At 58.8% G+C, this 26019-nt stretch carries 28 protein-coding genes and 1 tRNA gene; 17 read left to right on the plus strand and 12 right to left on the minus strand.

Features of this window, described 5'->3' with window-relative positions:
• The first annotated feature begins 169 nt into the window (after positions 1–169).
• Complete coding sequence (locus GM79_RS24860; RefSeq protein ID WP_152559931.1) at positions 170–373, plus strand: hypothetical protein; 204 nt, start codon at positions 170–172, stop codon at positions 371–373.
• On the plus strand, positions 321–764 hold the full coding sequence (locus tag GM79_RS09900; protein ID WP_051718714.1) for an IS1 family transposase: 444 nt from the start codon (positions 321–323) through the stop codon (positions 762–764). The genes GM79_RS24860 and GM79_RS09900 overlap by 53 nt, the downstream gene beginning before the upstream one ends.
• A gap of 33 nt (positions 765–797) precedes the next feature.
• On the opposite strand, the gene GM79_RS09905 is transcribed toward GM79_RS09900, so the two are convergent.
• On the minus strand, positions 798–1376 hold the full coding sequence (locus GM79_RS09905) for a porin family protein (RefSeq protein WP_035563048.1): 579 nt from the start codon (positions 1374–1376) through the stop codon (positions 798–800).
• 567 nt (positions 1377–1943) lie between these two features.
• On the opposite strand from GM79_RS09905, the gene GM79_RS09910 reads away from it, so the two are divergent.
• On the plus strand, positions 1944–3044 hold the full coding sequence (locus GM79_RS09910; RefSeq protein WP_161787155.1) for an acyloxyacyl hydrolase: 1101 nt from the start codon (positions 1944–1946) through the stop codon (positions 3042–3044).
• A 136-nt stretch (positions 3045–3180) separates the two neighbouring features.
• On the plus strand, positions 3181–3867 hold the full coding sequence (locus GM79_RS09915; protein WP_035563054.1) for a hypothetical protein: 687 nt from the start codon (positions 3181–3183) through the stop codon (positions 3865–3867).
• A 197-nt stretch (positions 3868–4064) separates the two neighbouring features.
• On the opposite strand, the gene GM79_RS09920 is transcribed toward GM79_RS09915, so the two are convergent.
• The 8 genes from GM79_RS09920 to GM79_RS09955 all read right to left on the minus strand — a co-directional run bounded on the left by GM79_RS09920 (position 4065) and on the right by GM79_RS09955 (position 10802).
• Positions 4065–5105, minus strand: a complete 1041-nt coding sequence (locus GM79_RS09920; RefSeq protein ID WP_035563103.1) for a quinone-dependent dihydroorotate dehydrogenase — start codon at positions 5103–5105, stop codon at positions 4065–4067.
• A complete protein-coding gene (locus GM79_RS09925) occupies positions 5098–5475 on the minus strand; it encodes a DUF86 domain-containing protein (protein WP_051718723.1) in 378 nt (125 codons plus the stop codon). Before GM79_RS09925 ends, GM79_RS09920 begins: the two co-directional genes overlap by 8 nt.
• Positions 5459–5767: a nucleotidyltransferase family protein gene (locus GM79_RS09930; protein WP_051718724.1), complete on the minus strand. Its 309-nt coding sequence runs from the start codon at positions 5765–5767 to the stop codon at positions 5459–5461. Before GM79_RS09930 ends, GM79_RS09925 begins: the two co-directional genes overlap by 17 nt.
• Before the next feature lie 18 nt (positions 5768–5785).
• Complete coding sequence (locus GM79_RS09935) at positions 5786–7321, minus strand: YifB family Mg chelatase-like AAA ATPase (RefSeq protein WP_035563057.1); 1536 nt, start codon at positions 7319–7321, stop codon at positions 5786–5788.
• Positions 7322–7408: 87 nt separating this feature from the next.
• Positions 7409–8017: a D-sedoheptulose 7-phosphate isomerase gene (gene lpcA, locus GM79_RS09940; RefSeq protein WP_235184034.1), complete on the minus strand. Its 609-nt coding sequence runs from the start codon at positions 8015–8017 to the stop codon at positions 7409–7411.
• A gap of 48 nt (positions 8018–8065) precedes the next feature.
• Positions 8066–8527, minus strand: a complete 462-nt coding sequence (locus GM79_RS09945; protein ID WP_035563060.1) for a hypothetical protein — start codon at positions 8525–8527, stop codon at positions 8066–8068.
• An 87-nt stretch (positions 8528–8614) separates the two neighbouring features.
• Positions 8615–8845: a hypothetical protein gene (locus tag GM79_RS09950; protein WP_035563062.1), complete on the minus strand. Its 231-nt coding sequence runs from the start codon at positions 8843–8845 to the stop codon at positions 8615–8617.
• A gap of 115 nt (positions 8846–8960) precedes the next feature.
• Positions 8961–10802, minus strand: coding sequence for an ABC transporter ATP-binding protein (locus GM79_RS09955; protein WP_035563065.1), 1842 nt, complete (start codon positions 10800–10802; stop codon positions 8961–8963).
• A gap of 117 nt (positions 10803–10919) precedes the next feature.
• Here GM79_RS09955 and GM79_RS09960 point away from each other — a divergent pair, with 117 nt between their 5' ends.
• Positions 10920–11363, plus strand: a complete 444-nt coding sequence (locus GM79_RS09960; protein WP_035563068.1) for a ubiquinol-cytochrome c reductase iron-sulfur subunit — start codon at positions 10920–10922, stop codon at positions 11361–11363.
• A gap of 12 nt (positions 11364–11375) precedes the next feature.
• Here GM79_RS09960 and GM79_RS09965 read toward each other — a convergent pair whose 3' ends face one another.
• Positions 11376–13298: a hypothetical protein gene (locus GM79_RS09965; RefSeq protein ID WP_051718725.1), complete on the minus strand. Its 1923-nt coding sequence runs from the start codon at positions 13296–13298 to the stop codon at positions 11376–11378.
• A 269-nt stretch (positions 13299–13567) separates the two neighbouring features.
• Between GM79_RS09965 and upp the strand changes: the two genes are divergently transcribed.
• Positions 13568–14290: a uracil phosphoribosyltransferase gene (upp, locus tag GM79_RS09970; protein WP_081867670.1), complete on the plus strand. Its 723-nt coding sequence runs from the start codon at positions 13568–13570 to the stop codon at positions 14288–14290.
• 141 nt (positions 14291–14431) lie between these two features.
• Entirely contained in the window at positions 14432–14878 is a 447-nt protein-coding gene (locus GM79_RS09975; RefSeq protein ID WP_035563071.1) for a hypothetical protein, read from the plus strand.
• Between the two features lie 259 nt (positions 14879–15137).
• Here GM79_RS09975 and GM79_RS09980 read toward each other — a convergent pair whose 3' ends face one another.
• Complete coding sequence (locus GM79_RS09980; protein WP_035563074.1) at positions 15138–16547, minus strand: DEAD/DEAH box helicase; 1410 nt, start codon at positions 16545–16547, stop codon at positions 15138–15140.
• 159 nt (positions 16548–16706) lie between these two features.
• Here GM79_RS09980 and GM79_RS09985 point away from each other — a divergent pair.
• The 4 genes from GM79_RS09985 (at position 16707) to GM79_RS10000 (ending at position 19685) form a co-directional block, all read left to right on the plus strand.
• Positions 16707–16780 (plus strand) — tRNA-His (locus tag GM79_RS09985).
• Between the two features lie 100 nt (positions 16781–16880).
• A complete protein-coding gene (locus tag GM79_RS09990) occupies positions 16881–17819 on the plus strand; it encodes a PfkB family carbohydrate kinase (protein ID WP_035563077.1) in 939 nt (312 codons plus the stop codon).
• 208 nt (positions 17820–18027) lie between these two features.
• Positions 18028–19299: a hypothetical protein gene (locus GM79_RS09995; protein ID WP_035563079.1), complete on the plus strand. Its 1272-nt coding sequence runs from the start codon at positions 18028–18030 to the stop codon at positions 19297–19299.
• A 131-nt stretch (positions 19300–19430) separates the two neighbouring features.
• Positions 19431–19685 carry a hypothetical protein gene (locus GM79_RS10000; RefSeq protein ID WP_035563082.1) on the plus strand — a complete coding sequence of 85 codons (255 nt, stop codon included), beginning with the start codon at positions 19431–19433 and terminating at the stop codon, positions 19683–19685.
• Between the two features lie 138 nt (positions 19686–19823).
• Here the strand turns inward: GM79_RS10000 and GM79_RS10005 are convergent, their stop codons facing one another.
• Positions 19824–21557, minus strand: a complete 1734-nt coding sequence (locus GM79_RS10005; RefSeq protein WP_051718726.1) for a M61 family metallopeptidase — start codon at positions 21555–21557, stop codon at positions 19824–19826.
• A gap of 118 nt (positions 21558–21675) precedes the next feature.
• On the opposite strand from GM79_RS10005, the gene GM79_RS10010 reads away from it, so the two are divergent.
• The 6 genes from GM79_RS10010 to GM79_RS10030 all read left to right on the plus strand — a co-directional run bounded on the left by GM79_RS10010 (position 21676) and on the right by GM79_RS10030 (position 25966).
• A complete protein-coding gene (locus GM79_RS10010) occupies positions 21676–22293 on the plus strand; it encodes a transposase (protein ID WP_035563084.1) in 618 nt (205 codons plus the stop codon).
• A 127-nt stretch (positions 22294–22420) separates the two neighbouring features.
• On the plus strand, positions 22421–22579 hold the full coding sequence (gene rpmH, locus GM79_RS10015; RefSeq protein WP_035563087.1) for a 50S ribosomal protein L34: 159 nt from the start codon (positions 22421–22423) through the stop codon (positions 22577–22579).
• Between the two features lie 72 nt (positions 22580–22651).
• The gene (locus GM79_RS10020) at positions 22652–23101 is read left to right on the plus strand and encodes a ribonuclease P protein component (RefSeq protein WP_081867671.1); all 450 of its coding nucleotides are present in this window, start codon (positions 22652–22654) and stop codon (positions 23099–23101) included.
• 27 nt (positions 23102–23128) lie between these two features.
• Positions 23129–24823 carry a S41 family peptidase gene (locus GM79_RS10025; protein WP_051718727.1) on the plus strand — a complete coding sequence of 565 codons (1695 nt, stop codon included), beginning with the start codon at positions 23129–23131 and terminating at the stop codon, positions 24821–24823.
• Between the two features lie 50 nt (positions 24824–24873).
• Positions 24874–25476 carry a GNAT family N-acetyltransferase gene (locus tag GM79_RS23755; RefSeq protein ID WP_081867672.1) on the plus strand — a complete coding sequence of 201 codons (603 nt, stop codon included), beginning with the start codon at positions 24874–24876 and terminating at the stop codon, positions 25474–25476.
• A gap of 52 nt (positions 25477–25528) precedes the next feature.
• Positions 25529–25966, plus strand: coding sequence for an SIMPL domain-containing protein (locus GM79_RS10030; RefSeq protein WP_035563092.1), 438 nt, complete (start codon positions 25529–25531; stop codon positions 25964–25966).
• Positions 25967–26019: the final 53 nt, after the last annotated feature.

Genomic DNA, 26019 nt, shown 5'->3' on the forward strand with positions numbered 1-26019 from the left:
GGCGGTGGTCTAATCTAAGGTGAAATGATTAATTTTAGGGATGGTTTTTACGCAACATTTCTGCGCTGCTTGCGGCAGTGAACATATTCGCCGTAACGGCAGCGCTGGGGGCCATGCCAAATACCAGTGCAAAGGCTGCGGGCATCAAGCCCGTTTTACCCCCGCCGCCGTGGCCAAAGCGCTGCAGTATGCGCAGGTGGACGAGTTGCTGGGCGAGCGCAACTCGCAGCGCAGCATTGCCCGCGTGACGGGTATCTCGCGGGTGACGATTGCCAGCCGGATAAAAAAAAGCGCAAGCGGCTTCGCCGGCGCTCCCGCGCTTGCGCCCCAAAAAGGACCAGAAAAAGGAGTGGGAAGCGCTGGAGCTGGATGAAATGTGGACCTTCGTGGGCCGCAAGAAGCGCAAAGTCTGGCTGTGGTTGGCCGTCGAACGGGCCAGCCGGCGCATCGTGGCCTGGGTGCTGGGCCGACGGGACGCGGCCACGGCCCGGCGCTTGTGGTTGGCTCTGCCTCCGCGCTACCACCGCCATTGCTGGTATTTTACCGACCTGTGGGAGGCCTACGTGGAGGTGTTGCCCCGCTGGCACCATCGCCGCTGCCCCAAGGGCAGCGGCGGAACAAGTATTGTCGAAGCCATCAACTGTTCGCTACGCCAGCGCTGTGGGGTGCTCGTGCGAAAATCTTGTTCCTTCAGCAAGTCGCTGAGTATGCACACCGCCCGGATTAAAATTGTAATTGACCGGTACAATACCACCTTGAATTAGACCACCGCCGCTTTTTTATGTCATCAAGGCAGTCTATTTGCCGCCGAACGTGTAGCCCACGTACAGCTGGAATACGCTGTTGCGTGCTTTGTCGTCGTCGTCGCCGTCTTTAACGATGTTGCTGATGCCGCCGTTGTAGCGCAAGCCAATCATGGGGCCGCTCTCGAGCTGGTAGCCCAGGCCGGCCACGTAGCCAAAATCAACGGTGTTGTACAAATCTTTAATGTCCCGGTCCTCGTTGCCATCGGTGATTTTGGCGCCAGCCAGAAAACCTACCTGCGGGCCGCCTTCAAAAAACAGGCCACCGGCGTTTACTTTCACCAGTAAGGGTACGTCGATGTAGTTAAGCTTAAGCTTATCATCACTGTCTGCTTCAGATTGGAGGCCTTTCTGCGAATACAACACTTCGGGCTGAATCGAAATCAGGTCGCTGAGGGCAAAGTTGGCCAACAGACCTGCTTGCAAGCCGATTTTGCTTTCGATGCCATCCGTTTCGTCCGCTGTGACGGAACTGTAATTCGCGCCGGCTTTTACACCGAAGCGGATTTCCTGGGCGCTGGCGGCAGTCGCAACGCTCATCAGTAAGCCAAGAGAGAGAATTAACTTTTTCATAATGGGAAGAAAAAAAGGTGAAGAAAGAAGAATTACGCATCAAATATAGGGGCAAAACCGGCGTAAGCAACTTCCTGAGAAAAGGCAGAAATTTATCGTTTGAGAACGAGCAAACTACTTAAACTGAAAGCGTCAAATGTGCTGTTAGTGGGATGCTTCTGGTTTTTTGTCGTGAAACGGTTGAGTAGGATTACCGGCCGTCGGCTGTGAGTTTGGCCTAGCCCGAAGACAGCTGCACCGAATGATTGGAAGCATGAATCTGCGGGGGCTGTCATGGCCCGGCAAGTATAACAGTCGTTGTATTTGGGCTTAGTGGCACGTCTTGCCGGCGCCGGCGTATCGACCTATTAAGAAACTGAACAACCAAAAAAAGCAGTGCGAAACGAATGAATTCACGGCTTTGCGCTTTTGCATGTTGTTTTTTGTAGCGACTTTTGAGGAAGTGGGGAGGCTCGGAAATATAGATTATGCTTCAGATATAGCATTGGAAATGCAACGGCTGAATTGTGAATGGGGAGTTGCCCTGATGCTTGTTTTATGCGGCAGAAGGTGCTAACTCGGCTGTTGTTGAGCCGCTTTGCCTGGCTGCTGCTGGCCTTGCTGCCGCAGACCGTGGCCGCCCAAACCGATTCGGTGGCGGTGATGCGGCGGGCGCCGCTTGCGGTGGGCCTGTATGCCCAGGGCAGCTTTATTATGGCGCACACGGCGGCGCTCCGGCATTTGGTGGTGTCGCACCCCACGGGGCTGGAGCTGAATTTTCAGCGACAAACTACCGGGACCCAGCCCTGGCACGGCTGGCACGGCTACCCCAAGCTTGGCCTCACGCTCACGTACTACGATTTCCACAACCCCGTGCTGGGCTACGCGGTGGCGGCCACGCCCTACATGAGCAAGTCGTTGTGGCGGCGGCCCAAGCACGACCTCAGCTTCCGCCTGGGAGCTGGACTGGCCTACCTCACCAACCCTTATAACCGCCTCACCAACCACAAAAACAACATTGCCAGCTCGGCTTTCAACGCCAGTATTCAGCTGCGGTTTGAGTACGACTATGCTCTGACGCCGCACCTGGGCCTGGTGGCGGGCCTGGGCCTGAACCATTATTCCAACGGCGCCACCACCAAGCCCAACCTGGGCGTGAACCTGCCCTCCGTGCTGCTGGGCCTCAACTACCACCAGCTGCGTACGCCGCCCCAGCGCAACCCCAACGCCCCCGCCCCGACCGATGTGGGCCGCACGTTCTACAACCTGAGCACCAGCCTGGGCTTCAAGCAACGCTCGCAGAGCGACCAGCAGAAGTACCTCGTCAATTCCATTACCGCCGCCGTGGGCCGGCGCGTCAGCCGCAAGTCCGCGCTGGTAGCCGGGGCCGAGGGTTTCTACGACCGGTCGCTGAAAGCCACGCTGGAGGACACCACCCGCGCCGGCCTCCGGCAGCCCGACGTGAAGAAGGCCGGCGTGTTTGTGGGCCACGAATGGCTTTTCGGGCGCATGTCTGTGGTTTCGCACCTGGGCGTGTACGTGTACGAACCCTACCGGTCGAGCACGTTTTACTACGAGCGGCTGGGGATGAAATACCACGTTACCGACCTGCTTTTCGGGGCCATCGACCTGAAAGTTCACCGGGGCTCCGCCGATGTCATCGAGTTCAAAATAGGAGCGAAGCTGTAGCCAGCGCACTGTGGTTCGTCCGGGTCGTGCTGCATTTCGGGCGGCTTTGGTGGCGCTTGGGTAAGAAACAGGCGCGGGCAAGCGGCAGCACCGGCCATCTTCGGTTCGCGGTTCTGTTCACGCCGCGCCTTTTGGTATGGAAACCTTCCTGCTCTTCAACCGCTACCTGCACATCACGGCGGGGTTTATTGGGTTTTTTATGGCTCCGGCTGCCTTGTTTGTGCGCAAGGGCGGGCCGTGGCACCGGCGCTGGGGGCAGGTGTTTTTCTGGGCCATGGCGGTGGCCGGCGTCACTGCTATTGTTGCGGCCAGCTTTAAAGGGCTTACTTTTTTGCTGCTCACCGGGGTTTTCAGCTTGTACCTGGCGGGCTTCGGCTACCGCTCGCTCTACCTGAAACAGCTGGCCCGTGGCGGCTCGGCCCCGCTATTTGATTGGATAGTTGCCAGCCTGGGCTTCGGTATTTTTCTGCTTACGCTGGTCTATGGCGTGGTCGCGCGCAACGTGCCGGCCGGCGTGTTTGGCGTTATTGGGCTGCTGATGACGAGCCGGCAGCTGCGCGGCTACCGCCGGGCCGGCTCGTGGTCGCGCACGCAATGGCTGCACAATCATATTTCCGGTTTTCTGGGCGCCTACATCGCGGCGGTATCGGCCTTCTCCGCCACCAGCCTCACGTTTATCCCTTTCCCGTATAATTTCCTGTGGCCCTCCGTAATAGGAATTCCCCTCACCATGTGGTGGCAGCGACGAGTGCGGCGCCAGCTGGCCGTCGCGCCCACTGGCACCGAGGCGCTGGAGGTCCGCATCCAGCCCGAGCCCGCATAATTGAGGTATTATTAATTGATAATAAGTGTTTTAGTATGTAACGTCATGCTGAGCTTGTCGAAGCATCTCTACCGCACCGTTGAAATAGCGCAACGATGCGGTAGAGATGCTTCGACAAGCTCAGCATGACGGATTTTCGATTTTTTATATAAAATTTTGACAATCAAGCGATGATAAATATAGTGGGGGCTTACAGCTTAAGCCCCGTGGCTGACCAGCCCCTTGTTTATCTGACTCACCAGCGCCGGCCCTTCGTAAATAAACCCGGTGTAGAGCTGCACCAGCGCCGCACCCGCCGCCAGTTTTTCCAGTGCATCGGTCGCCGAATGAATGCCGCCCGCGCCAATAATGGGCAGGTTGCCGTGGCTGCGCTCGTGCAGGTAGCGGATTACCTCGGTGGCCCGCGCCCGCAGCGGCCGGCCGCTGAGCCCGCCCGCGCCCAGAGCCGCCACCTGCCCGGCGTCGGTTACCAAATTGTCGCGGCTGATGGTGGTGTTCGTGGCCACCAGACCGCTGAGCCGGGTTTCCTCGGCTATTTCCAGAATGTCGTCGAGCTGCGAGTCGGTCAGGTCGGGGGCTATTTTCAGCAGCAACGGGCGGGGCTCGGAGCGGCGCTGGTTGCAGGCCTGTACTTGCTGAAGCAGGTCGATGAGCGGTTTTTTCTCCTGCAGCTGGCGCAGGTTGGGCGTGTTGGGCGACGACACGTTGACCACAAAGTAGTCCACCACGTCGGCCAGGGCCTCGAAGCAGGCCACGTAGTCGGCGGCCGCGTGCTCGTTGGGCGTGTCCTTGTTCTTGCCAATATTGCCGCCGATGATGAGCTGCCGGTTCTGGCGCCGCGCCAGCCGGGCGGCCACCGCCGCGGCCCCATCGTTGTTGAACCCCATGCGGTTCACCAGGGCCTCGTCCTGCGGCAGCCGGAACAGGCGCGGCTGCGGGTTGCCGGGCTGCGGCCGGGGCGTCACCGTCCCAATCTCCACAAAGCCGAAGCCCAGCGTGGCCAGCTCGTCGGTGAGCACGGCGTTTTTATCAAACCCCGCCGCCAGGCCCACCGGATTTGGGAATTTCAGCCCGAAAAGCTCCCGCGCCAGGCTCGGGTGCTGGTAGTCGTAGAGTCCGCGCAGCAGCGCTTTGGCGCCCGGCAGACGTGCGGCCCGGCGCAGATTATCGAAAACGAGGTGGTGGGCACGCTCGGCGTCGAGGTTGAAGAGGGCGGGTTTGACGAGGGATTTATACACGGGCATTTCGAGCGGCTTGTTCGGTGGCTATTACCTGCTCCAGTACGCTTGGTAGTTCGGTCACAAGTCCAGGCAACTCCTGCGTGATTGTGCTCCAAATCACCTCAAAATCAACTTTGGCATATTCGTGAACAATAAAATTCCGCAGGCCGGCTGCTCGCCGCCACTCAATCTGAGGATATTGTTGCTTGGTTGCTTCCGACACACGGGCCGCAGCTTCGCCAATAATCACCAACTGAAGCAGCGCAATATCCTGCAAGTCCTCGTCGGCCAGAAACTCCGGCAAGCCGGTGTCCTGCAGACGGGTCAGCACGCGCGTGGCGGCGTAATGCAGCTCTTGCAAGCGAGTAGAATCAAGCGGCTTGCTCATACATGGTCAGTAAGTCGGGTTCGATGTGTGGGCGAGCGTAGCGGGAAATGACGGTACCAAGGTCAACGGCAATTCCCAGGCGGCTTTCCAAATCGTCCTTGTAGTCTACCAAATCAAACAGCGTCATTCCGCTATCGGAAACCGAACTCAGCAGCAGGTCCAAATCCGACTCGGCCGTGGCCTCGCCCCGCGCGTACGAACCGAATACCTGTACCTTTTTCACCGGTTTGTCGGCGAAGTATTCGGCCACTACCTGCCGGATGTAATCGAGCGAAAGCGGGAGTTGTTGCATGCCACAAAGTACGGGAATTTACCCCGCCCAGCCCTCCCGGTCAAGGCTGCGGTACTGAATGGCTTCGGCCAAATGGTTAATCTGAATGTCGTCGGTGCCGGCCAGGTCGGCAATGGTGCGGGCCACTTTCAGAATCCGGTCGTAGGCGCGGGCCGAAAGGCCGAGGCGCTCCATGGCCGTTTTCAGTAGTGTGCGGCCCTCTTCGCTGATTTGGCAGAGGTCCTTCACCATCTGCGGCGGCATCATGGCGTTGGAATGAATGTCGGCGTATTCCCGAAACCGCGTTTCCTGCACCTGGCGGGCCTTATCCACGCGGGGCTGAATGTCGGCGCTGGTTTCAGCCTTGCGCGTTTCGGTCATCTGGTCGAAGGTCACGGGCGTCACTTCCACGTGCAGGTCGATGCGGTCGAGTAGCGGCCCAGATACTTTGTTGAGGTACTTTTGCACCACGCCGGGGCCACAAACGCATTCCTTTTCGGGGTGGTTGTAGTAGCCGCAGGGGCAGGGGTTCATGCTGGCGATGAGCATGAAGTTGGCCGGAAACTCAATGCTGACCTTGGCCCGCGAAATGGTCACGCGGCGCTCCTCCAGCGGCTGACGCATCACCTCCAGCACCGTCCGCTTAAACTCCGGCAGCTCGTCGAGAAACAGCACGCCATTGTGCGAGAGCGAGATTTCGCCCGGCTGCGGGTTGCTGCCGCCGCCTACCAGCGCCACGTCCGAAATAGTGTGGTGGGGCGCCCGAAACGGCCGCGAGCTTAGTAAGCCGCCGCCCGCCAGCTTGCCGGCCACCGAGTGAATCTTGGTGGTTTCGAGTGCCTCCTGCATGCTCAGGGGCGGCAAAATGCTGGGCAGGCGCTTGGCCAGCATGGTTTTGCCCGCACCGGGCGGCCCAATCATGATGACGTTGTGGCCGCCGGCCGCCGCTATTTCCAGCGCCCGCTTGATGTTTTCCTGGCCCTGCACGTCGGCAAAGTCGGCCGTGTACTTGTTCACGGTGTGCTGAAACAGCTCGCGCGTGTCCACTTTGGTGGGCGCGATTTCCAGCCGGCCCTCAAAGAAGTCGATGGCCTCCTGCATGCTCCCGACGGCAATCACGTCGAGGTTGTTCACAATGGCCGCTTCCTCGGCGTTTTCCTTAGGCAAGATGATGCCTTTGAAGCCTTCCTTGCGGGCCTGAATGGCAATGGGCAGCACGCCCCGAATGGGCCGCAGGTCGCCATCAAGCGACATTTCCCCCATAATAATGTAATCCCCCAGCTTCTCCGTATTCAGCTGCTGCGAGGCGTGCAGAATGCCCAGCGCAATGGGCAAATCGTAGGCCGCGCCTTCCTTGCGAATGTCGGCCGGGGCCATGTTCACCACCACTTTGGTGCGCGGCATGCGGTAGCCGCGCAGCTTCAGCGCCGCCTCAATACGCTGCTGGCTCTCCTTGATGGCATTATCCGGCAAGCCCACCACGTAAAACAACGTCCCAGCCGTCACTACCACTTCAATGGTAATGGTGTAGGCATTGACGCCCTGCACGGCCGAGCCGAAAGTTTTGGTGAGCATGGAGTTTGGTAGGTGAAATGGTGGGGTGGTGAATTTCAGCAGATTTACAAACCTACCATACATCTTCCTGACTTGTTCACCAGCTTACTATTTCACCACCTCGCCAAGCACCAGCTTCTCAATCAGTAATATCAGGATGTGAATCACCTTGATGTGGACTTCCTGAATCCGGTCGGCGTACCCGAAGTGCGGCACCCGGATTTCCACGTCGCTGAGGCCCGCCAGCAGGCCGCCGTCTTTGCCGGTGAGCGCAACAACGTGCAGGCCGGCCTCCTTGGCGGCCTCGGCGGCGCGGATAATGTTGGGCGAGTTGCCGCTGGTGCTGATGGCCAGCAGCACATCGCCGGGCCGGCCCAGCGCCTCCACGAACCGGCTGAACACGAACTCGAAGCCGAAGTCATTCGCCACGCAGGTCATGTGCGAGGCTTCGGTGAGGGCGATGGCGGCCAGGGCGCGGCGGTTCTGGCGGTAGCGGCCGCTCAGCTCCTCGGCAAAGTGCTGAGCATCGCAGAGGCTGCCGCCGTTGCCGCAGGTGAGGACCTTGCCGCCGTTGCGCAGGCAGTGGGCAAACACCTCGGCGGCGTCGGCGATGCGGGTCAGGTTAGCGGGCTCGGCCAGAAACTGGTCGAGCACGTCGCGGGCCTCGGTCAGTTCGGCGCGGATGAGGTCGGGGAGCAGGAGAACGTTGTCGGGCACTGATGGGTACTCAGGAGCGGGAAAAGCAGGAGCGAGGGGCCGGGCCGGCTACAGCGGTGGGCGTTCGGCTGGCGGGGTGTTGCTCAGGCTGGGGTCGCGCTGCGGGAAAAGGGGCTGGGGCAGATGGTCGGTGGCATTGCTGCCCAGCGGCGGTTGCACTTCCATGGTGCGGCCGTCGACGGTGCTGCCCGTGTGCGCCACAACCGGCGTCGTGCCGCGCTGCTGGTGGTCGTAGAGTTTGGCCTTGAGCTCGTTGATGCGGTTTTCGTGCTGGGTCACCGAGCGGCGCAGCAGCACGCTATCGAGGTTTTCGGTCACCAGATGCAGGGCCAGAATAATGGCGCCTACCACAAACAGCGTGTAGTAAAAACTCCGCTCTTGCTCCAGGGCCGACAAGCCCGTGCCCATGCCCATAACGGAAGTGCGTACGGCCGGAGCCAGAACAAACAACAGCGCCAGCAGCAGGTAAACCATCACGGCGACGGTAACAATACGTTTGAGAGCGAGCATGACGAAAACGGAATAAGGTGGAGGAAACACGCCCGCCAAAAGCAGCAGACCTGGAAAACAACGGCAAAATAGCGCTTATTAACCGAGTTACCGGGCCTGCGCGGCGGTATCGGCCACTTCCACCGAATCGGCCGGGTCGACGATGATGCCGCGCAGGCCCTGGCCCTCACGGCTGGCCTTGGGCGTTTGCGCCGGCATTTCAGTGGTTGCGTTGAGCCGGTCGTTGACGGCCCGGTAGCCCAGGTTATAAATCAGCCGCACCAGCACGATGCCCCCCACCAGATAGAGAAACCAACGAAATCGATTTTTGCCGAGCATAAGGAATGTCAGTTAACAGTTAATAGTTAGCAGTGAACAGTTATTGAAGCTGTTTAGCGAATTATTGGACGAGAAGTAAAGGGATAACAGCTGACGGCTGAAAGCTATTGGCTCATCAAACCAGCGCGGCATTGGTTTGCATGGAGCTCAGGCGCTGGTACACGCCGCCGGGGCGCTGCACCAGCTCGGCGTGGGTGCCGCGCTCCACGATGCGGCCGTGCTGGAGTACTACAATTTCGTCGGCGTGCTGCACGGTGCTCAGGCGGTGGGCAATCACGAGCGAGGTGCGGTTCTGCATCAGGCGCTGCAAGGCTTCCTGCACCAGTTTCTCGCTCTCGGTGTCGAGGGCCGACGTGGCTTCGTCCAGAATCAGAATCGGCGGGTTGCGCAAAATGGCGCGGGCGATGCTCAGCCGCTGCCGCTGCCCGCCCGACAGCCGCGAGCCCCGGTCGCCAATCACGGTTTGGTAGCCGTCGGGGCTGGCCACGATGAATTCGTGGGCGTTGGCAATGCGGGCGGCTTCCACGACTTCGGCCTCCGTGGCCTGGGTGTTGAAGCGGATGTTGTTGAAAATGGTGTCGTTGAACAGGATGCTTTCCTGCGTTACGATGCCCATCTGGTCGCGCACCGAATGCAGCGTGCAGCCGCGCAGGTCGTGCCCGTCAATCAGGATTTGGCCGGCGCTGGGGTCGTAGAAGCGCGGCAGCAGGTCGGCCAGGGTGCTTTTGCCGCCGCCGCTGCTGCCCACCAGCGCCACCGTGCTGCCCTTGCGAATGGTCAGGTTGATGTCGTAGAGCACCGGGGTTTCGCCGTAGCTGAACTGCAGGTTCTGGAACTCGATTTCGCGCTCGAACGGCGGCAGCACCGCCGCGTTGGGCCGGTCCCGGATGGCCGGCTCAATGTCGATGATGCTCAGCACCCGCTCGCCCGCCACCAGCCCGCGCTGGATGTTGCCGAACGACGACGACAGCGCCTTGGCCGGCGTGAGCACCTGCGAAAAAAGAATGATGTAGCCAATAAACTTCGCCGCCGTCAGGTCCGATTCCCCGCCCAGCACCAGCGAGCCGCCAAAGTAGAGCAAGCCCGCCACCACCGAAACCCCGGCAAATTCGGAAAACGGCGAGGCCAGGTCGCGGGTGTTGTCGATGTTGCGCGAGGTGCGGGCGTACTGGTCGTTCTGGGCCATAAACTTGCCCAGAATATACTGCTGGGCATTGAACGCCTTGATGACGCGCACACCGCCCAGCGTCTCGTCAATCACCGAGAGCATTGTGCCCAGGGTTTGCTGGCTCTGCTTGGCCTGCCGCCGCAGCCGCTTGGAAACCGTGGCAATGATGCCACCCGAAATCGGCAGCAGCACCAGCGAAAACAGCGTGAGCTTGGCCGATATCGTGAACAGGACCACGAAGTAAAAGATGATGGTGAGCGGGTCGCGGATGACGCCGGTCAGCGTGTTCACCACCGAGGTTTCCACCTCCTGCACGTCGCTGGTAAAGCGTGACATCAGGTCGCCCTTGCGCTCGCCGCTGAAGAAGCTGAGCGGCAATTGCAGCATGCGCTGGTACAAATCGAGGCGCAGGCCGCGAATTACGCGGGCCCGCACCTTGGCAATCAGCCGCAGGCTGAGGTAGCGAAACAGGTTGCTGAAAAACACCGATACCACCACCGCCCCGCACACGAACGAAAGCGCCCCCATGCGCCCGTAAGCATCAATTACCTGCCCGAAATAATAGTAAAAAGCGTCGGTGATGAAGCGCGCGCTCAGCGAGAAGCCGGGGAGCGACTTGGGGATTTCAGTCGCCGTCTCGGTCTGGTTGAACAGCACATTGAGCAGCGGCACAATCAGCGTAAAGTTGAAAATGCTGAACACAATGGTCAGTATCGTCAGCACAAAGTACAGCGGCAGAAAGCTGGCAAACGGCCGGGCGTACTGTAGAATGCGGAGGTAAGTCTTCATACGGGCTGCAAAGCTACGCCGCTTGCCACGTGCGCCCGCCAACAAACCCTTGCCGGGCCCGGTTACGTAGGTGACCGCAGGCGCGGCACTCACGCTGTTAAACTTGTGGCAAATAGTATGAAACGCAACGAATTTCTACAGTTATTCGGCTTTGGGGCCACGCTGCTGGTGAGCGGCTGTTTGGGCAGCTGCGGCAGTAAAACCGACAACCCCCAGCCCGGTCCGGGCCCAACCCCAACTCCCGGCACTGTCGACTTTACCATTGATGTGACCGCTCCGGCCAATGCCCGCCTCAACGACCCGGCCTTCGGCTACGTGTACGGGGCTGATAATGGGGTTATTGTCGCCAAAACCGCTACGGGTAGCTACGTGGCACTGGCCGCTGCCTGCACGCATCAGGGCACCACGGTGTCGTTTCAGCCCGCCGTCAACAACTTCTTCTGCCCCAACCACGGCTCCCGGTTTAGTACCTCCGGTACGGCGCTCAACGGTCCGGCCTCCACGCCGCTAAAGGTTTACACCCTGGTGCAAACCGGCAACATGCTGCGCATCACCGGTTAAAAGAGGCTGGTCTTAAAACTCGTGGAGGCGCTGTGCGATGTTCCAGCGCAGGGCCAGCGAGGCGAAAACCTGGGTGCCGTCGCGCTCGGGCGTGAGGGAGTACGTCTGGTTGCGGGCAATTACTTTGGCGTCTACGAACAGGTTCAGGCGCGGCTGGTAGGTGGCCGTGAAATCGGTGTGCAGCAGGCGGCTCTTGTTGCCCTGGCCCAGGCTATTGCCGTATTCGCTCACGCGGGTGTCGTAGGATTTTAGTACGTTGCCGCCGTAATTCTGCTTGTCCACGTCGCCATTAACAAGGTCGAGGCCCTGCTGCGAGTAAAAGGCCTTGCCCACCAGCATCAGGCGGGGTAGCGGCTGGTAGCTGAGTACGCCCAGCACTTCGGTGAAGTTGGCGCCCAGGGGATGGGCCAGCGGTTGCTGGTAGTGCTGGTAGTTGGTGAATTCGTCCTTGTGCTCGTAGGTGAAGGGCCGGACGTAGTTGAATTCCAACTGCAAATCGAGGTTGCGCAGGCCTGCCACGTCAATGTACTTGCCGCCCAGCTGCAGGGCAAACTTGTTGCCCCACCAGCCATTTCCAGCACGTATTTCGCTGATTTTTAACTCATCCAATACCACTTGGCCGTAAATCTGGGCCGTGTGGCGAACATTCCATTTAAAGTCCAGACCCAGAATAGCGTTATCGGCCGAGCCGACATTTTGCTCTACAGCCCGATAGAAAATAATGGGGTTGAGGTATTGCAATTCGAAGCCACGGGCCCGACGTCCGGGCACAATTTTGCCACCGGCCACCACGCTATCGGGTTCGGGGTTGCGGCCACCCAGAATAGCACTTTCAAACACGCCAATGTTCAGGTTAGGCGTCACATCGAAGCTGAGGTGGTGCATGGCCATGTACTTTTTAGGGTACACCTGGTCTGCGTTTTCCCGCCGCGCCGTGAGCTCGGCAAAGATGTTCTGGTAGTTGAATTTCCAGATGCGCGTGTTCACCTTGAGGAAGAAGTACGGCGCGCTGTAGTCCGAGAGAATGAGCGAGCGGTAGCCGTTGCCGATAAAATTCCGGTCGTGGGCGAGCTGCAGGTTCACGTACTTGGTGGCGTAGGTAATGCCGCCCCGCGCCGTGAAAAAGTCGTACTGACTGCCGCGCTCGGTCTTGAAATACTTCCAGTAGCCCTCGTGCGGCACAATCTGGTCGCGCTGAATCCGGTCCTGCACGTACTGGGGTACGCCCATCTGGTTATCGGCCAGAAAGGTGTAGAAACCCAGCTTTTGGTCGATGGTGCCTTCCAGCTGCAGGCCGCGGGTGTTCACGTAGCGCAGGCCGCTCAGCTCGCTGTCGCGGCCCACTTGCAGCAGCGCCACCGGGTTCACGCGCAGCTTAAAGCCCTCGGCTTCCACGTGGAAAAGGTCAGTCTGATTGCGGTAGAAATGGGTGAGCAGCGGTTTGGCGCTTTCGTTCAGGGTTGCGCCCTGGGTGCTGTTCATCCAGTTGTCCTTCACTAGGTATTCCGCGTTAAAGCGGTCGGCTCGCGAAAGGGTGCCGCCAGTGCTGGCGCTATCCGGCGTCAGCATGCGCTCGCCCAGCCGGGCCACCGCGGCGCGGGTGTAGGGCCGCACACTGGTGTGCGGGTCGTTGAAGGAATCGGGGCCGAACTTGATGGCGTACCGGTCAATTAGGCGGTAGATGTCGGCATCGAGAGGCACGTAATTGGCGCCCTGCGTGGTTTTGCTCGGCGGCGGCGTCAAATCCACGGGTGCTACCGGCTGGTCAAACTTCACCCAAGGCGAGGCTTGCTCTGTAGCAGCGGGCGTGGCGGGCGGCGTGGCCACCGGCGCGGGCATTGCCGGTTCGGCCGGGGGCGGGGAGGGCACTGTTTGAGCCGCCAAATGCCCCAGGGGCAGCGTCAGAGCGGAAAACAGCAGTAGCGCTTTATGCATAAATCCAGATAGTATTCATAAGAATTGAAACGCCGCCGCCGGCTAAACCCCACGCGCGCTGATTTCCTCCCAAAACTACGCAGCCGGCCGTTGGGAAGAATAAGCGGCGCCCGCCCTGGCGTCCCGAATGTCGGGCTTCGTAGTTCCCTGCCTCGCGGCTGCCAGCTGGCAAATTCGCGCCGGGTTTCTTGCCCGCGCCCGGTTTCTGTGCCAACTTCGGGCATCCGGCCGGTCCTTTCCCCGCCTTCATCTTCCAATCCTCTTCCAGCATGGCCAAAACCCCACTTTCTGCCGCTCCGGCCAACGCCGCCGTGCCTGCCGCCGCTGCTGATGCCGCCGCTACCCTGGCCAACGTGCACGTCGTATGCGCTGAGCCCAGCATCGCCAACCATTTTCTGGCCCAGTTGCGCGACAAAGAGGTGCAAAAGGACAGCCTGCGCTTCCGCCGCAACCTGCAGCGTCTGGGCGAAATCATGGCCTACCGCATCAGCGCCCACCTCAGCTACACCGACAAGGTTATTCAGACCCCGCTGGCCGAAACCACCGGTAAGCTGCTCCACGACTTTCCCATTCTGGCCACCGTGCTGCGGGCCGGCCTGCCGTTTCACCAGGGCTTCCTCAATTATTTCGACCAGAGTCCCAGCGCGTTTGTGGCCGCTTACCGCATTGAGGGTACGGCCCAGGTGCAGGTGCAGGTCGATTACCTCTCGGCGCCCAGCCTCGACGAGCGGGTGCTGATTCTGGCCGACCCCATGCTGGCCTCGGGCAAAAGCCTGGTGCAAACTTACCGGGCCATGCTGCGCTTCGGTACGCCCCGGCAGGTGCACATCGCGGCCGTCATTGCCTCGCCCGAGGGCCTGGCCTACGTGGCCCGCGAAATCCCCGAAGCCAATCTCTGGGTGGCCGCCATCGATGAAAAGCTGAACGCCCAGGCCTACATCGTCCCCGGCCTCGGCGACGCCGGCGACCTGTCGTTCGGCAGTAAGCTGTAGCGCCGCCCGCGGCAACCAAGCCGGGCGGCGTGCGCAATAACACCGCCGTTTTGAACTACCACTTTCCAAACGTGGTATCTTTGCTACGCGCCCACCCCGCGCTGTTGCTGCTTTCCCATCGCCCGTTTTTCCTGTCCCGTTTTGCTCCAGCTCGCCGTTAAATACGCGTCGGTGTTCTTATTGAGCACGGTCAAGTTTTTGGGTGGGCCGCTGGCGGGCGCTTCCCTGGGCCTGAGTTTCTGGTGGACCATGAGCCTCACGGTGGCCGGCATGATGACCAGTGTATTCATCTTTTCCGGCATTGGCCGCGTCTGGATGCAGCACCGCCAGAAACAGCGCCGCCTGCGCCGCGCGCCCATTTTTACCACCCGCTCGCGCAATATTATCAAGGTGTTTCGCAAGTTTGGCATGGGCGGCATCGCCTTCCTTACGCCCATTTTGCTCTCGCCCATCGGCGGCACCGTCATTGCCACGCTGTTGGGGGTGCCGCGCCAGCGCATCTTGCTACACATGCTCTGGAGCGCGGTGCTGTGGGGCGGCGCCCTCACGTTCATCAGCGTGCGGTTCGGGCATTGGTTCGGGCATTAGCAAGGCGTAGGGCTGAATTAGACAACTGACCTTGCGCAGCCCAGACGCCAACCTCACCCCCTAGCCCCCTCTCCCCAGGAGAGGGGGACTAGTTTCTAGGGTAAAATATTAAAAACGTGAATTTTATAGCTAATTCTAGTCCCCCCTCTCCTGAGGAGAGGGGGTTAGGGGGTGAGGTTTACGGGCGTATTGAGTAACATTAGTTAGATAAGCGCTCAAAAGTCAGCCACATTCAACTCTCAAAATTCAACCCTCCAAATTACCGTCCACGCCGTTTCAGCGCCTTCACGCCGGGGTTGGAGCCGCCCTTTTTGCCCACGAAGGCTTTGGAGCCCTTGGTGCTCTTTTTCTGGCCTTCCTTGAAGGCTTTGCCGGTGCGCTTGTCGATGGTGACGCCGGGCTTTATCCACTCCTTTTTCTCGTGGAAAGCGCCTTGGAAGGTCGGGTCAAGCTTTTTGCGGCGCTCGTCCAGCTCGCGGCCCATTTTCTGCTGCTCCTCAAAAGGCGTTTCTTCCACCACCACTTCTTCGGGCAGCGGCAGCAGCTCAATCTTTTGGTTGATGAGCAGCTCGATTTCGGCCACATGCACCATTTCGGCCTCGTTGGCGAAGGTAATGGCCGCGCCGGTGTGCAGCGCCCGGCCCGTGCGGCCGATGCGGTGCACGTAGTCGTCGTGCACAATCGGCACGTCGAAGTTGATAACGTGCGTCACCTGGGGCACGTCGATGCCGCGCGCCGCCACGTCCGTCGCCACCATGTAGCGCACTTCCCCGGCCTTAAACGAGTCCATGCTGTTCATGCGGGCGTTCTGGCCCTTGTTGCCGTGAATCACGCGCACCTCGCCGGCCGGGGCCTTGCGCTCCAGAAAGTGCGCCACCTGGTCGGCGTGCTGCTTGGTGCGGCAGAATAGCAGCACCCGCGTCATCGTGTCAATGTCGCGGTGCAGCAGGAATTGCAGCAGGTTGATTTTGGTGAGCAGGTTGGGCGCTTCGTACATCACCTGCGATACCGTGGAGGCCGTTTTGGCCGGCGGGCTCACTTCCACCCGCACCGGGAATTCCAGGAACTCCTCGCTCAGCGTAGTCACCCGTTCCGGCATGGTGGCCGAGAACAGCGCGTTCTGGCGCTTGCGCGGAATAATCTCCAGAATCCGCCGAATCTGGGGCATAAAGCCCATGTCCATCATTTTGTCGGCCTCGTCCATCACCAGCGTTTTCAGCTCGGTGAGGCGCACCGCGCCTTTCAGATAAATTTCGAGTAGCCGGCCCGGCGTGGCAATCAGCACATCAAGGCCGCCGGAGATGGTTTCAATCTGGGTTTTTGGCCCCAGGCCGCCGTAGATGGCAAAAATGCGCAGGTCGGTATTCACCGCCAGCACCTTCAGGTGCTTCTCAATCTGAATGGCCAGCTCCCGCGTGGGGGCCAGCACCAGGGCCCGCGGGTTGGTGCCCTGAGCGTATTTCACCTTCATAAGCAGCGGCAGGCCGAAGGCGGCGGTTTTGCCGGTGCCGGTTTGGGCGATGCCCAGCACGTCGTGCCCGGCCATCAGCAGTGGGATAGTCTGAATCTGGACCGGTGTGGGGACGGTGAAGCCCGCCTCGGCCACGGCCGTCAGGAATTGTTTATTGAGCTTGAAATCGTTGAACGACGGGGTGGTATTGGGTTCCATTCCGCAAAGGTCGGGCTTTTTGTGCGGTAAGCTTTCGCTTGACGCATCGATAATTAGCACGCTGCCCCACCACGGTCAGCCAAAGCTTAGCGCAAAGGGCTAACTTTTTTTGCCCAATCTCGCTTCTCCTGCTATCTTTGCACCACCAAAACCAACCTGGTAGATATAGCTCAGCTGGTTAGAGCGCCGGATTGTGATTCCGGAGGTCGTGGGTTCGAGCCCCATTATTTACCCACAAAAATGAAGTCCCCGGAGAATTATCCGGGGACTTTTTTGTTGCTTGCTTTAATTCCGTTTTAATACGGTTGTTCTCTTCCACTACAATTCAGCCACATGAGTCTTCTCGTCATCGGCAGCGTCGCGTTCGACGCCATCGAAACCCCTTTCGGCAAAACCGATAAAATCATCGGCGGGGCCGCCACCTTCATCAGTCTTTCGGCGTCCTATTCGCTCAAGCCCGTGAAACTGGTTGCCGTGGTGGGCGAAGACTTTCCGCAGTCCGATATCATGTTGCTCAAAGAGCACGGCGTGGATACCGAGGGCCTGCAAATCAAGCTAGGCGAAAAGTCGTTTTTCTGGTCTGGCAAGTACTCGCAGGACCTCAACTCGCGCGAAACCCTGGTGACGGAGCTGAATGTACTGGCCGATTTTGACCCCATCATCCCCGATGCGTACCAGGACTGCAAATACCTGATGCTGGGCAATCTGGCCCCGCAGGTGCAGCGCCTCGTCATTCAGCGCCTCGTAAATCGGCCCAAGCTGATTGTGATGGACACCATGAATTTCTGGATGGACATTGCTTTGGAGGAGCTCATCGCCACCATTGAAATGGTTGACGTGCTGAGCATCAACGACGAAGAAGCCCGGCAGCTGTCCGGCGAGTACTCGCTGGTGAAGGCCGCCAAGAAAATCATGGGCATGGGTCCGAAGTTTCTCATCATCAAAAAAGGCGAGCACGGCGCGCTGCTCTTTCACAAAAACAAGGTGTTTTACGCGCCCGCACTGCCCCTGGAAGAAGTATTCGACCCCACCGGTGCCGGCGACACCTTCGCGGGCGGCTTCATTGGCCACCTCGCAGCCACCGACGACATCAGCTTCGAGAACATGAAGCGCGCCGTGATTCACGGTTCGGCCATGGCGTCGTTCTGCGTCGAAAAGTTCGGCACTGAGCGCCTGCTCAACCTCACCGATGAAGAAGTGCAAGCCCGCGAGGCGCAATTTGCCGAGTTGGTGCGCGTGGTGCCGGCTACGGCCGTGGCGAACGTGGCGTAAGCAGCCGGCGTCTGATTGCCGTCAACGTGTGCTGAACCCAGGCCTCAGCTCAGGTGAGTGGCTGGTTGTCAAAAAGTGGTGTCGTGAATTCCGGTTTGGAATACGCGGCACCACTTTGCTTTTAGCGCTGTCCGGCAAGGTTAGAAATATGGATAAAATATGATATATTTGAAATAATGAGATAAGATTAATATTCAAAACTCCCGCCATGCGCCCTTTTCCGTTTTCCCTGCTAACCCTAGCTGTCGGCCTGATAGCCTGCGGCAGTGCCGCTTCTGACGTTGACACGGCCGCCCAGGACATCCGCCAAACCGATAATCAGATGGAAAACTCCCGCCCCGAGCCCGATGCTGTGCCAAATGCCGGCCAGGCAGCTGCCCAAGCCCCACCGCCCAAAACCGGCCAATACCGTTTGCTCGGCATTGTGGACCCGGATTTCAACAACATGGTGGCGTATGCTCTAAAAGTGCCGCGTGGCTGGCAGACCAAACAAACGTTTCGGCGGGAGTGGGAGGGGACGATGTCCCACATTCAGGCCACGTTGAGCTACCGCTCGCCCGATGGAACGCAGCAGGTGGATTACCTGCCGGTTCGGGAGTATATGTTTAGCGAAGGCCCGATGACGGAGCAAAATCGCATGATGGCCCAGCAAATGGGCATGCCGCAAAACACGAACCCTCACGAGTTGGCTCCCATGCCGGCCCTCACCTACGTGAAGCGCTTTTTGCTGCCCCAGCTGGCGCAGCAGGGACTGGCGCTGCGCAACGTGGGCAACGAGCGCAGCATTGCGCCGCACCCGTCCACCAAGCCCAATCAGAGCCAAAACATGGAATCTATTGCCTCAGTCGATGGGGTGCTACCCAATGGGCACCAGGCCCGCATTGAAGTGCGCATGGTGTCGGGGCATCAGCAGATGGGCAGCGATGTGTTCTACAGCTGGGTGGTGGTGCCGTCCATTACCCAAACCAGCGGCGACAACCTGGCCGCCACCTATGCGCACACCAAAACGACGCAGGAATCCATTGTGAACAACCCGGCCTGGCAGCAGAAAAACAACGAGCTGATGCAGCAGGGCCAGCAAGCCAGCCGCCGCCAGCACGAGGCCACGATGGCGGGCATTGCCGCCATGACGGCCGCCAACACCGCCGCCCACAACCAGCGCATGGGCGACATTGCCGCTGCCGGAGCCGCCAACACCGCCCGCTACAATGACCGTATGGATGCGATGGACCAGAACATGGCCAACTGGCAAGCCGGGCAGGCCAGCAACGACCGGCAGCACGAGGCATACGTCGACAACGTAATCCGCAACGAAACCAAGTACGAGAACCCCAATACCGGCGAACGGGTGAAGCTCGATAACCGCTACGACCACGCCTATACCGACGGCAAAGGCACTTACTACCAGAGCAACACGCCCATCCGGGCCAGCGATGTGAACTGGCAGGAGTTGGGCAAAGTGTCAAGGAGCGACTACTAAGCAGGCGGGACTTTCTGGCACCGCCGGAGCCGGGACCCTGGTGGGAAGGCCCCGGCAAGTGGCGTAACTTTTTGGGCGAAAAGCCGGTAAACTAATACAATACCTTTCTTTTCACCTAAACCCCACCCGCTATGAGCTTGCATCAAGAAGAGGCCAACCTCGAAAACCAAAACCCACCCGTGGACCCTGCTTCGCGAAACGGTGGCAAAAGCACGCAGGTGCAGAACGCCAACGACAACCAAGTGTCGCACCAGGGCAACACTACCGACGGCAATACGGCCGGCGAGGGTGTGCACAACATTCGCAACAACCCTCAGAACAACAAGCCGATGTCGGTAAACAAAGGCCCGATGAAGAAGGGCGCCGATAACAGCAAAGACCACTAGTAACGGGTGCGCCTGCACTAGCAAAAGTCCCCGCCGGATTTGTCCGGCGGGGACTTTCGGTTGAAATATGATGCCACTGGTGATGTACCGCTACAGTGACGCTGGTGAAACAGCCGCGCGCCTCACCAGTTAACTGCCTCAAAAATCCCAGCCCAGCCACTGCTGGAACCCGCGCTGCTGCGTATCATCGGCCGTTTCCAGCTTGTCGATGGCGTAGCGCTGCCCGAAGCGGTGGCCCGGCGCGGCGGTCAGCGTCACGGTCAGCAGGCGGTTCTGGCGGAACACGCTCAGCTCGTAGGCCGCGGCACCGGTGCTGAGCAGGCTTTGCAGGTTCATGTCGACGCGGCGACCGTTCACGGCCACTATCTCATCGTCCACGGTGAGGGCGGCGGCGGCCGGCGAGTTGGGCCAAATGGTGGTCACCTCCGTTCGCTCGTTTTTTACCACCGTCCGGAAGCCAAAAATTCCTTCCGACGCTGAGGCATTCTCTCCCACTAACAGCTGGCAGCCTACCGTGTGCAGCACCTTGTCCAGCGGCTCCAGCAGCGGCGCGGTGCCGTAGATGAATTTGTCGAAATAGGCTTGCATGTTGCGTCCGGCCACCTCGTTTACGATGCGGATATAGTCGGCTTCGGTGTAGCCCACGCCGGTTTTGCCGAATTCCTCGTACAGCCGGCGCATCACGTCGTCGAGGCTGCGAGCGTGGCCTGAAAGCTGCCGCAGGGTCAGGTCCAGAATCAGGGCCGCCAGCGCGCCTTTGTGGTACACTGATACTTTGCGGTCGGGCACGCCGGGCTTGTAGCCGTCGAGCCACAGGTCCATACTGGCGTCGGCCAGCGAGAGGTTTTCCCCGCCAGCATCGTCAAAATGCTTGCGCAGCACGGTATTCAGCTCCTCAAAGTACTGCGCGGGCGTGTGCACATGGCAGCGCGCCAGCAGGTATTCGCCGTAGTAAGTCGTGATGCCTTCAGCGATGAAACAGGTGCGGAAGTAGTTCTCGCGGCTGTAGTCGTAGGGCTGCATCTCGGCGGGACGAATGCTCTTGATGTTCCAGGTATGAAACAGCTCGTGGCAGCTCACGCCCAGCAATTCCTTGTACAGGCCCTCGCTCATAATGAGCTCGGCCGGCCCCAGCGTAATCACCGTGGAATTGCCGTGCTCCACGCCGTGGTAGTGCTTGTAGGGCAGAAACTGGTTCAGGAAATGGTAGTCCGCCACCGGAAAGCCGCCGAACAACGCTAACTGCTCTTCCGAAAAGGCTCGAAAATCTGCCAGCAGGCGCGGCCAGTCCAACTCCGCCTCGCCCTGCACCCAGAAGTGGAAAGGCACCCCGCCCGCCTCGTATTCCTGGTGCAGGAGCGTGGCGCTGGCGATGAGGGGCGAATCGGCCAGGTGGTCGAAGCTTTGCGCCGCCAGCACGTTGGGCCGGGGCTGGGGCAGCCCGCAGGCAATCTGCCAGCCTTCGGGCACGTCCAGCGTCAACTCGCAGGCTTCCTGCTGGCGTCCTTCGGCATACAGCAGCGCCTGCACCGGGTTCAGGTACAGCTGCGAGGCATCGAGCCAGGAGCCGCCGGCGTCCATCTGGTGGGCGTAGAAGTTGTAACGCACCCGCACCGTGCAGCCGGCGGCCTCGGCCACCTCCCACCGGTCTTTGGTGAGCTTGCGGCAGGGTAGGGGCTGGTTGGTTAGGGCATTGGCCACTTCCACCTTCTGAATCTTCTGCGCAAAGTTTTGCAGCTCGTAGCGGCCCGGCCGCCACGCCGGTAGCTGGAGCTCCAGTGGCGCCGTGGCATCGGCCGCCACATCCAGCGTCAACTCAATTTGGAGGTAAAAGGTGAGGGGGTTTAGGAAGGAAACGCGGTAGTGAATCATAATAGTGAGGTAAGCTTTAGCTGGCACCGCAGGGCCGTCAGAAGTTGGGAGTGATGCAAATAATGTCGGGTTCAGTACGCAATACGGCAAGCTAAAGCTTACCTCACAAACCAGGCACATGAAGACTATCTACCAGCGCAACCTGCCGCACATTCTTCCGCCGGGCGGCACCGTATTCATTACGTTTCGCCTTGCTGGCTCTATTGCGGCGGTTGTTGTTCAACGGCTTGCTGACGAGCGCGAAAGAGCCATCGCCGAAGCCTGTGTGCAACTGGCTCTGCCGCAAGCGCGGGCAAAAGCCGTCTATGATATCAGAAAAGCACATTTTGCCAGGTACGATGCCGTACTGGACCGAGCGGCCGACGGCCCAACGTGGCTCAACGACAAACGCATTGCCAATTTGGTGGCACAGGAAATTCTGCGCTTAGACGAGCTGGACATCATTGTATTGGCCTATTGCATCATGGCGAATCATGTGCATGTTGTCCTTCAATTACCTGATTCTGTGGGTTTCTCGCCCGCCAAGATGATGCAGCGGCTGAAAGGCCGCACCGCGCTCGAAGCCAACAAGCTGCTTCATCGGCAGGGAGAGCCTTTTTGGCGGCACGAGAGCTACGACCACCTGGTGCGCGACGGCAAGGAGGCGGAGCGCGTTATCGCCTACGTGCTGAACAACCCCGTGAAATCCGGTCTGGTAGCGGAGTGGACGCAGTGGCCGTATTCCTTTGTGCGGTAAGCTTGAGCTTGCCGTGTAAGGTCATGCGCTAGCCCTAAACGGCAAGCTAAAGCTTACCGCACAAAGCCCTTGCCTTTTCCAAACGGAATCCGTACCTTTGCCGGCCCAACTTGAAACTACACATAAGATGAAACGTACCTATCAGCCTTCGAAGCGCAAGCGTGTTAACAAGCACGGCTTCCGCCTCCGCATGGAATCCGCCAACGGCCGCAACGTGCTGGCCCGTCGCCGCGCCAAAGGCCGCAAGCGCCTCACCGTATCTGACGAGGGCAAGCACAAACGCTAGCATTTCTTGGCTGTTAGCCAATAGCTTGTAGCTGTTAGCTAGCGGTTTCATCACCTTGCGCGTATTGGCATCGTGAACGAGCTAACAGCTAAAATCTCTCAGCCAACAGCTAGGAGAAAGTATACCTTTCCAAAAGAGGAACACCTGTGCCGCAAGAAGCTCATCGAAGAGCTTTTTAGCAAGCAGAGTTCCTCTTTTGGCGTTTACCCCCTGCGCATGGTTTGGGTGCCGAGCGCCGCGCCTACTACGGCACCCCCGCAGGTGCTCATCAGCGTGAGCAAGCGCACCTTCAAGCGGGCCGTCGACCGTAACCGGCTCAAACGGCTCATTCGGGAGGCGTATCGGCTCAATAAATATCGGTTGCTGGAGCAACCCGGCGGGCATCAGGTCGCTCTTCTAGGTATTATCTTCACGGGCAAGGAAAAAAGCCCGCTGACGTTGGTGGAAAAAAAATTAATTTCCGGTCTCCAACGTTTGCCAGGCGCCGACACCGGGACATCCGTCCCGGCGCCGGCCCCGTAGATTCGCCTACCTGCTACCTGTATTTTTATGACTATCCGTAAAAAGCTACTCGCTACGCTTGCGCTCAGCACCTTGGGTCTGGTGTCCTTCCGGGCTGCTTCCGACAACGAACGGTACTTCGAAATTGCCAAAAACCTGGACATTTTCGTTACGCTGTTTAAGGAGGTGAACACCTATTATGTGGATGAGGTGACGCCCGCCAAACTGGTGAAAACGGGCATCGACGCCATGCTGCGCTCGCTCGACCCCTACACCAACTATATTCCGGAGGACGACATTGAGGACTTCCGCACCATGACTACCGGGCAGTACGGCGGCATTGGGGCCTCGGTGGTGAAACGCAACGGCAAAACCGTGGTGCAAAGCGCCTACGAAGGCTATCCGGCCCAAAAAGCCGGCCTGCTGCCCGGCGATGAGATTTTGAACATCAACGGCGTTGTGGTTGATAAGAAGACCAATTCCGACATCAGCAAGCTCCTCAAAGGGCAGGCCAACTCGGTGGTGAAGCTGATGGTGACGCGCTACGGCCAGCCCCAGCCCGTGCAGATTGATATCACCCGTGACCGGATTCAGGTGGATAATGTGCCGTACACAGGCATGATTTCGGGCGACGTGGGCTACTTCCAACTCGGCACTTTTACGGTGGATGCGGGCAAGGAAGTGCGCGCCGCCGTGACCAAGCTCAAGGAGCAGGGCGCTAAGAAAATTGTGTTCGACATCCGCGACAATCCCGGCGGGCTGCTGAACGAGGCGGTGAATATTTCCAACCTTTTCATCGACAAAGGGCTGGACGTGGTGAGTACCAAGGGCAAAGTCACGGAGTGGAATAAAACCTACAAAGCCCTCGACCAGCCGCTCGATACGGAGATTCCGGTGGCCATTATTACGAGCAGCCGTTCGGCTTCGGCTTCCGAAATCGTGTCGGGGGTGCTGCAGGACTACGACCGCGCCGTGGTGGTGGGCGAACGCACCTTCGGCAAGGGGCTGGTGCAGGCCACGCGCCCGCTCAGCTACAACTCGCAGCTGAAGGTGACCACCGCCAAATACTACATTCCCAGCGGCCGCTGCATTCAGGAAGTCGACTACGCCCACCGCGGCGAAGACGGCACGCTGGGCAAATTTCCGGATTCACTGCGCACTGCTTTCAAAACCACTGCGGGGCGCACCGTGTACGACGGCGGCGGCGTAGCCCCCGACATTGAAGTGCAGGAGCGCGAAATTGCCGACATCACCCGCGTACTGCTCCAGAAAAGCTACCTCTTCGACTACGCCACCCGCTACCGGGCCGAGCACGCCAGCATTGTTCCGGCCCGCCAGTTCAAGCTGACCGATGCCGATTACCAGAAGTTCGTGGGCTTTCTGCAAGGAAAAAACATCAGCTACAGCACCGACGCGGAGAAAGCCCTCGCTGACCTTGGCGTCAAGGTGAAGGACGACAAGCATTATGATGATGTGAAAGCCGAACTCGAAGCCATTCGGAAGAAGGTGACCGTGAACAAAGCCAACGACCTGCAGCGCTTCAGACCCGAAATCAAAGAGTTGCTGGAGCAGGAAATTGTGTCGCGCTACTATTTCGAGAAGGGCCGCACCGAAGCCGGCTTCGACGACGACCCCAACATCATCGCCGCCGTCGCCGTGCTCAACGAGCCCAATCGGTATGCGGCGTTGCTGAAGCCCACGGGCCAGGCGGCGAGTGCCCGCAAGTCGGCGGGGACGAAATAGATTACTGACTTTCCAAATATGGCACTCACATAGCCTTAAGGAGCGCACAAATGTTGCCTGAACAAAATTCTAAGTGCATTCATAGAGGTGTAGTGCTGTCTACCGGCGGATTGGAGTTGCACTCGATTTTTGAACGTCCAGCAGGCTCAGTAGATTCATTAGCTGAGGAATTGTTTGCGATTTTCTCAAATGAACGTGTTTATAAGCACAATCAAAATAGAAGATTGTCGAGTGTTCAATCAGCCAAAGAATTTATTTTTCGTTCAGTTGAGTCATGGCAATTAGAACAGTGTTTCAATTACTTTCTGACCAGAACTGATACGAGATGCGTAATTGGAACAGTCCATTTGTACCCTCCGGAAAGTATTAAGATTTTATATCCAATAATTCACAGCCTTCCTAGTTTGCAATCACAGCACAGTTGGATGATAGAATGTTATTTAGACCCTGCTTACTGGGGGGATGGAATAATGACTCTATTTGTGGATGGCATAATACAGGCTATTTTTGAACAAGGAGCAGAAGGTGTTATTGCACTGGTTGATGAGGAAAACGTGGCAAGCTTAGCCTTACTAAGAAAAATGGGATTTAATAAAAATCATTTATATAAAGATGACGAAGGTCAGTGTTTATGGTTGAGGACTGCTCTGTAGCATTTTATTTTCATTTGTTAGCAATAGAGTTACTTTCGACTCTGGTTTTTATATGACTGCCGGCCAACGCCTCGAACCGCTCGTTTCTCAGACGCTGGCCGTGGCTGACCGCCACACGGCGCAGCTCAAGCAGATTTCCGTGACGGTGAACTACTTACAGGAGAATGTTGACCGCTTACAGGATGCTGTCGGCCAGCTGTTGGAAGCTGGGCAGATGCAAAGTGATAACATCCAATTTCTACTGCGGGAAGTAAGCGAGCAACGGCAAGAAGTGCGGACTGACCTTGACGAGTTAAAACACAAAACATCCGGCATCCAGCAAACCCAATCATTGACAGGCACCCGGATTGGTGACATGGAAAATTCGGTTTCCTTCATGGGAAATCAAATCACTGGCTTGGATGCTAAGGTGACCGGATTAGATGCCAAGGTGACCGGCTTAGATACCAAGCTGGACCAGTTGCTTGGGCTGCTTAGCGGCAATAAGTAATAGTACAGCGAGCAGGCGCGGCCAAATCCGGCCGCCGTAAATTTGCCTGCTCT

The organism is Hymenobacter sp. IS2118 (assembly GCF_000715495.1).
Classification (GTDB): Bacteria; Bacteroidota; Bacteroidia; order Cytophagales; family Hymenobacteraceae; genus Hymenobacter.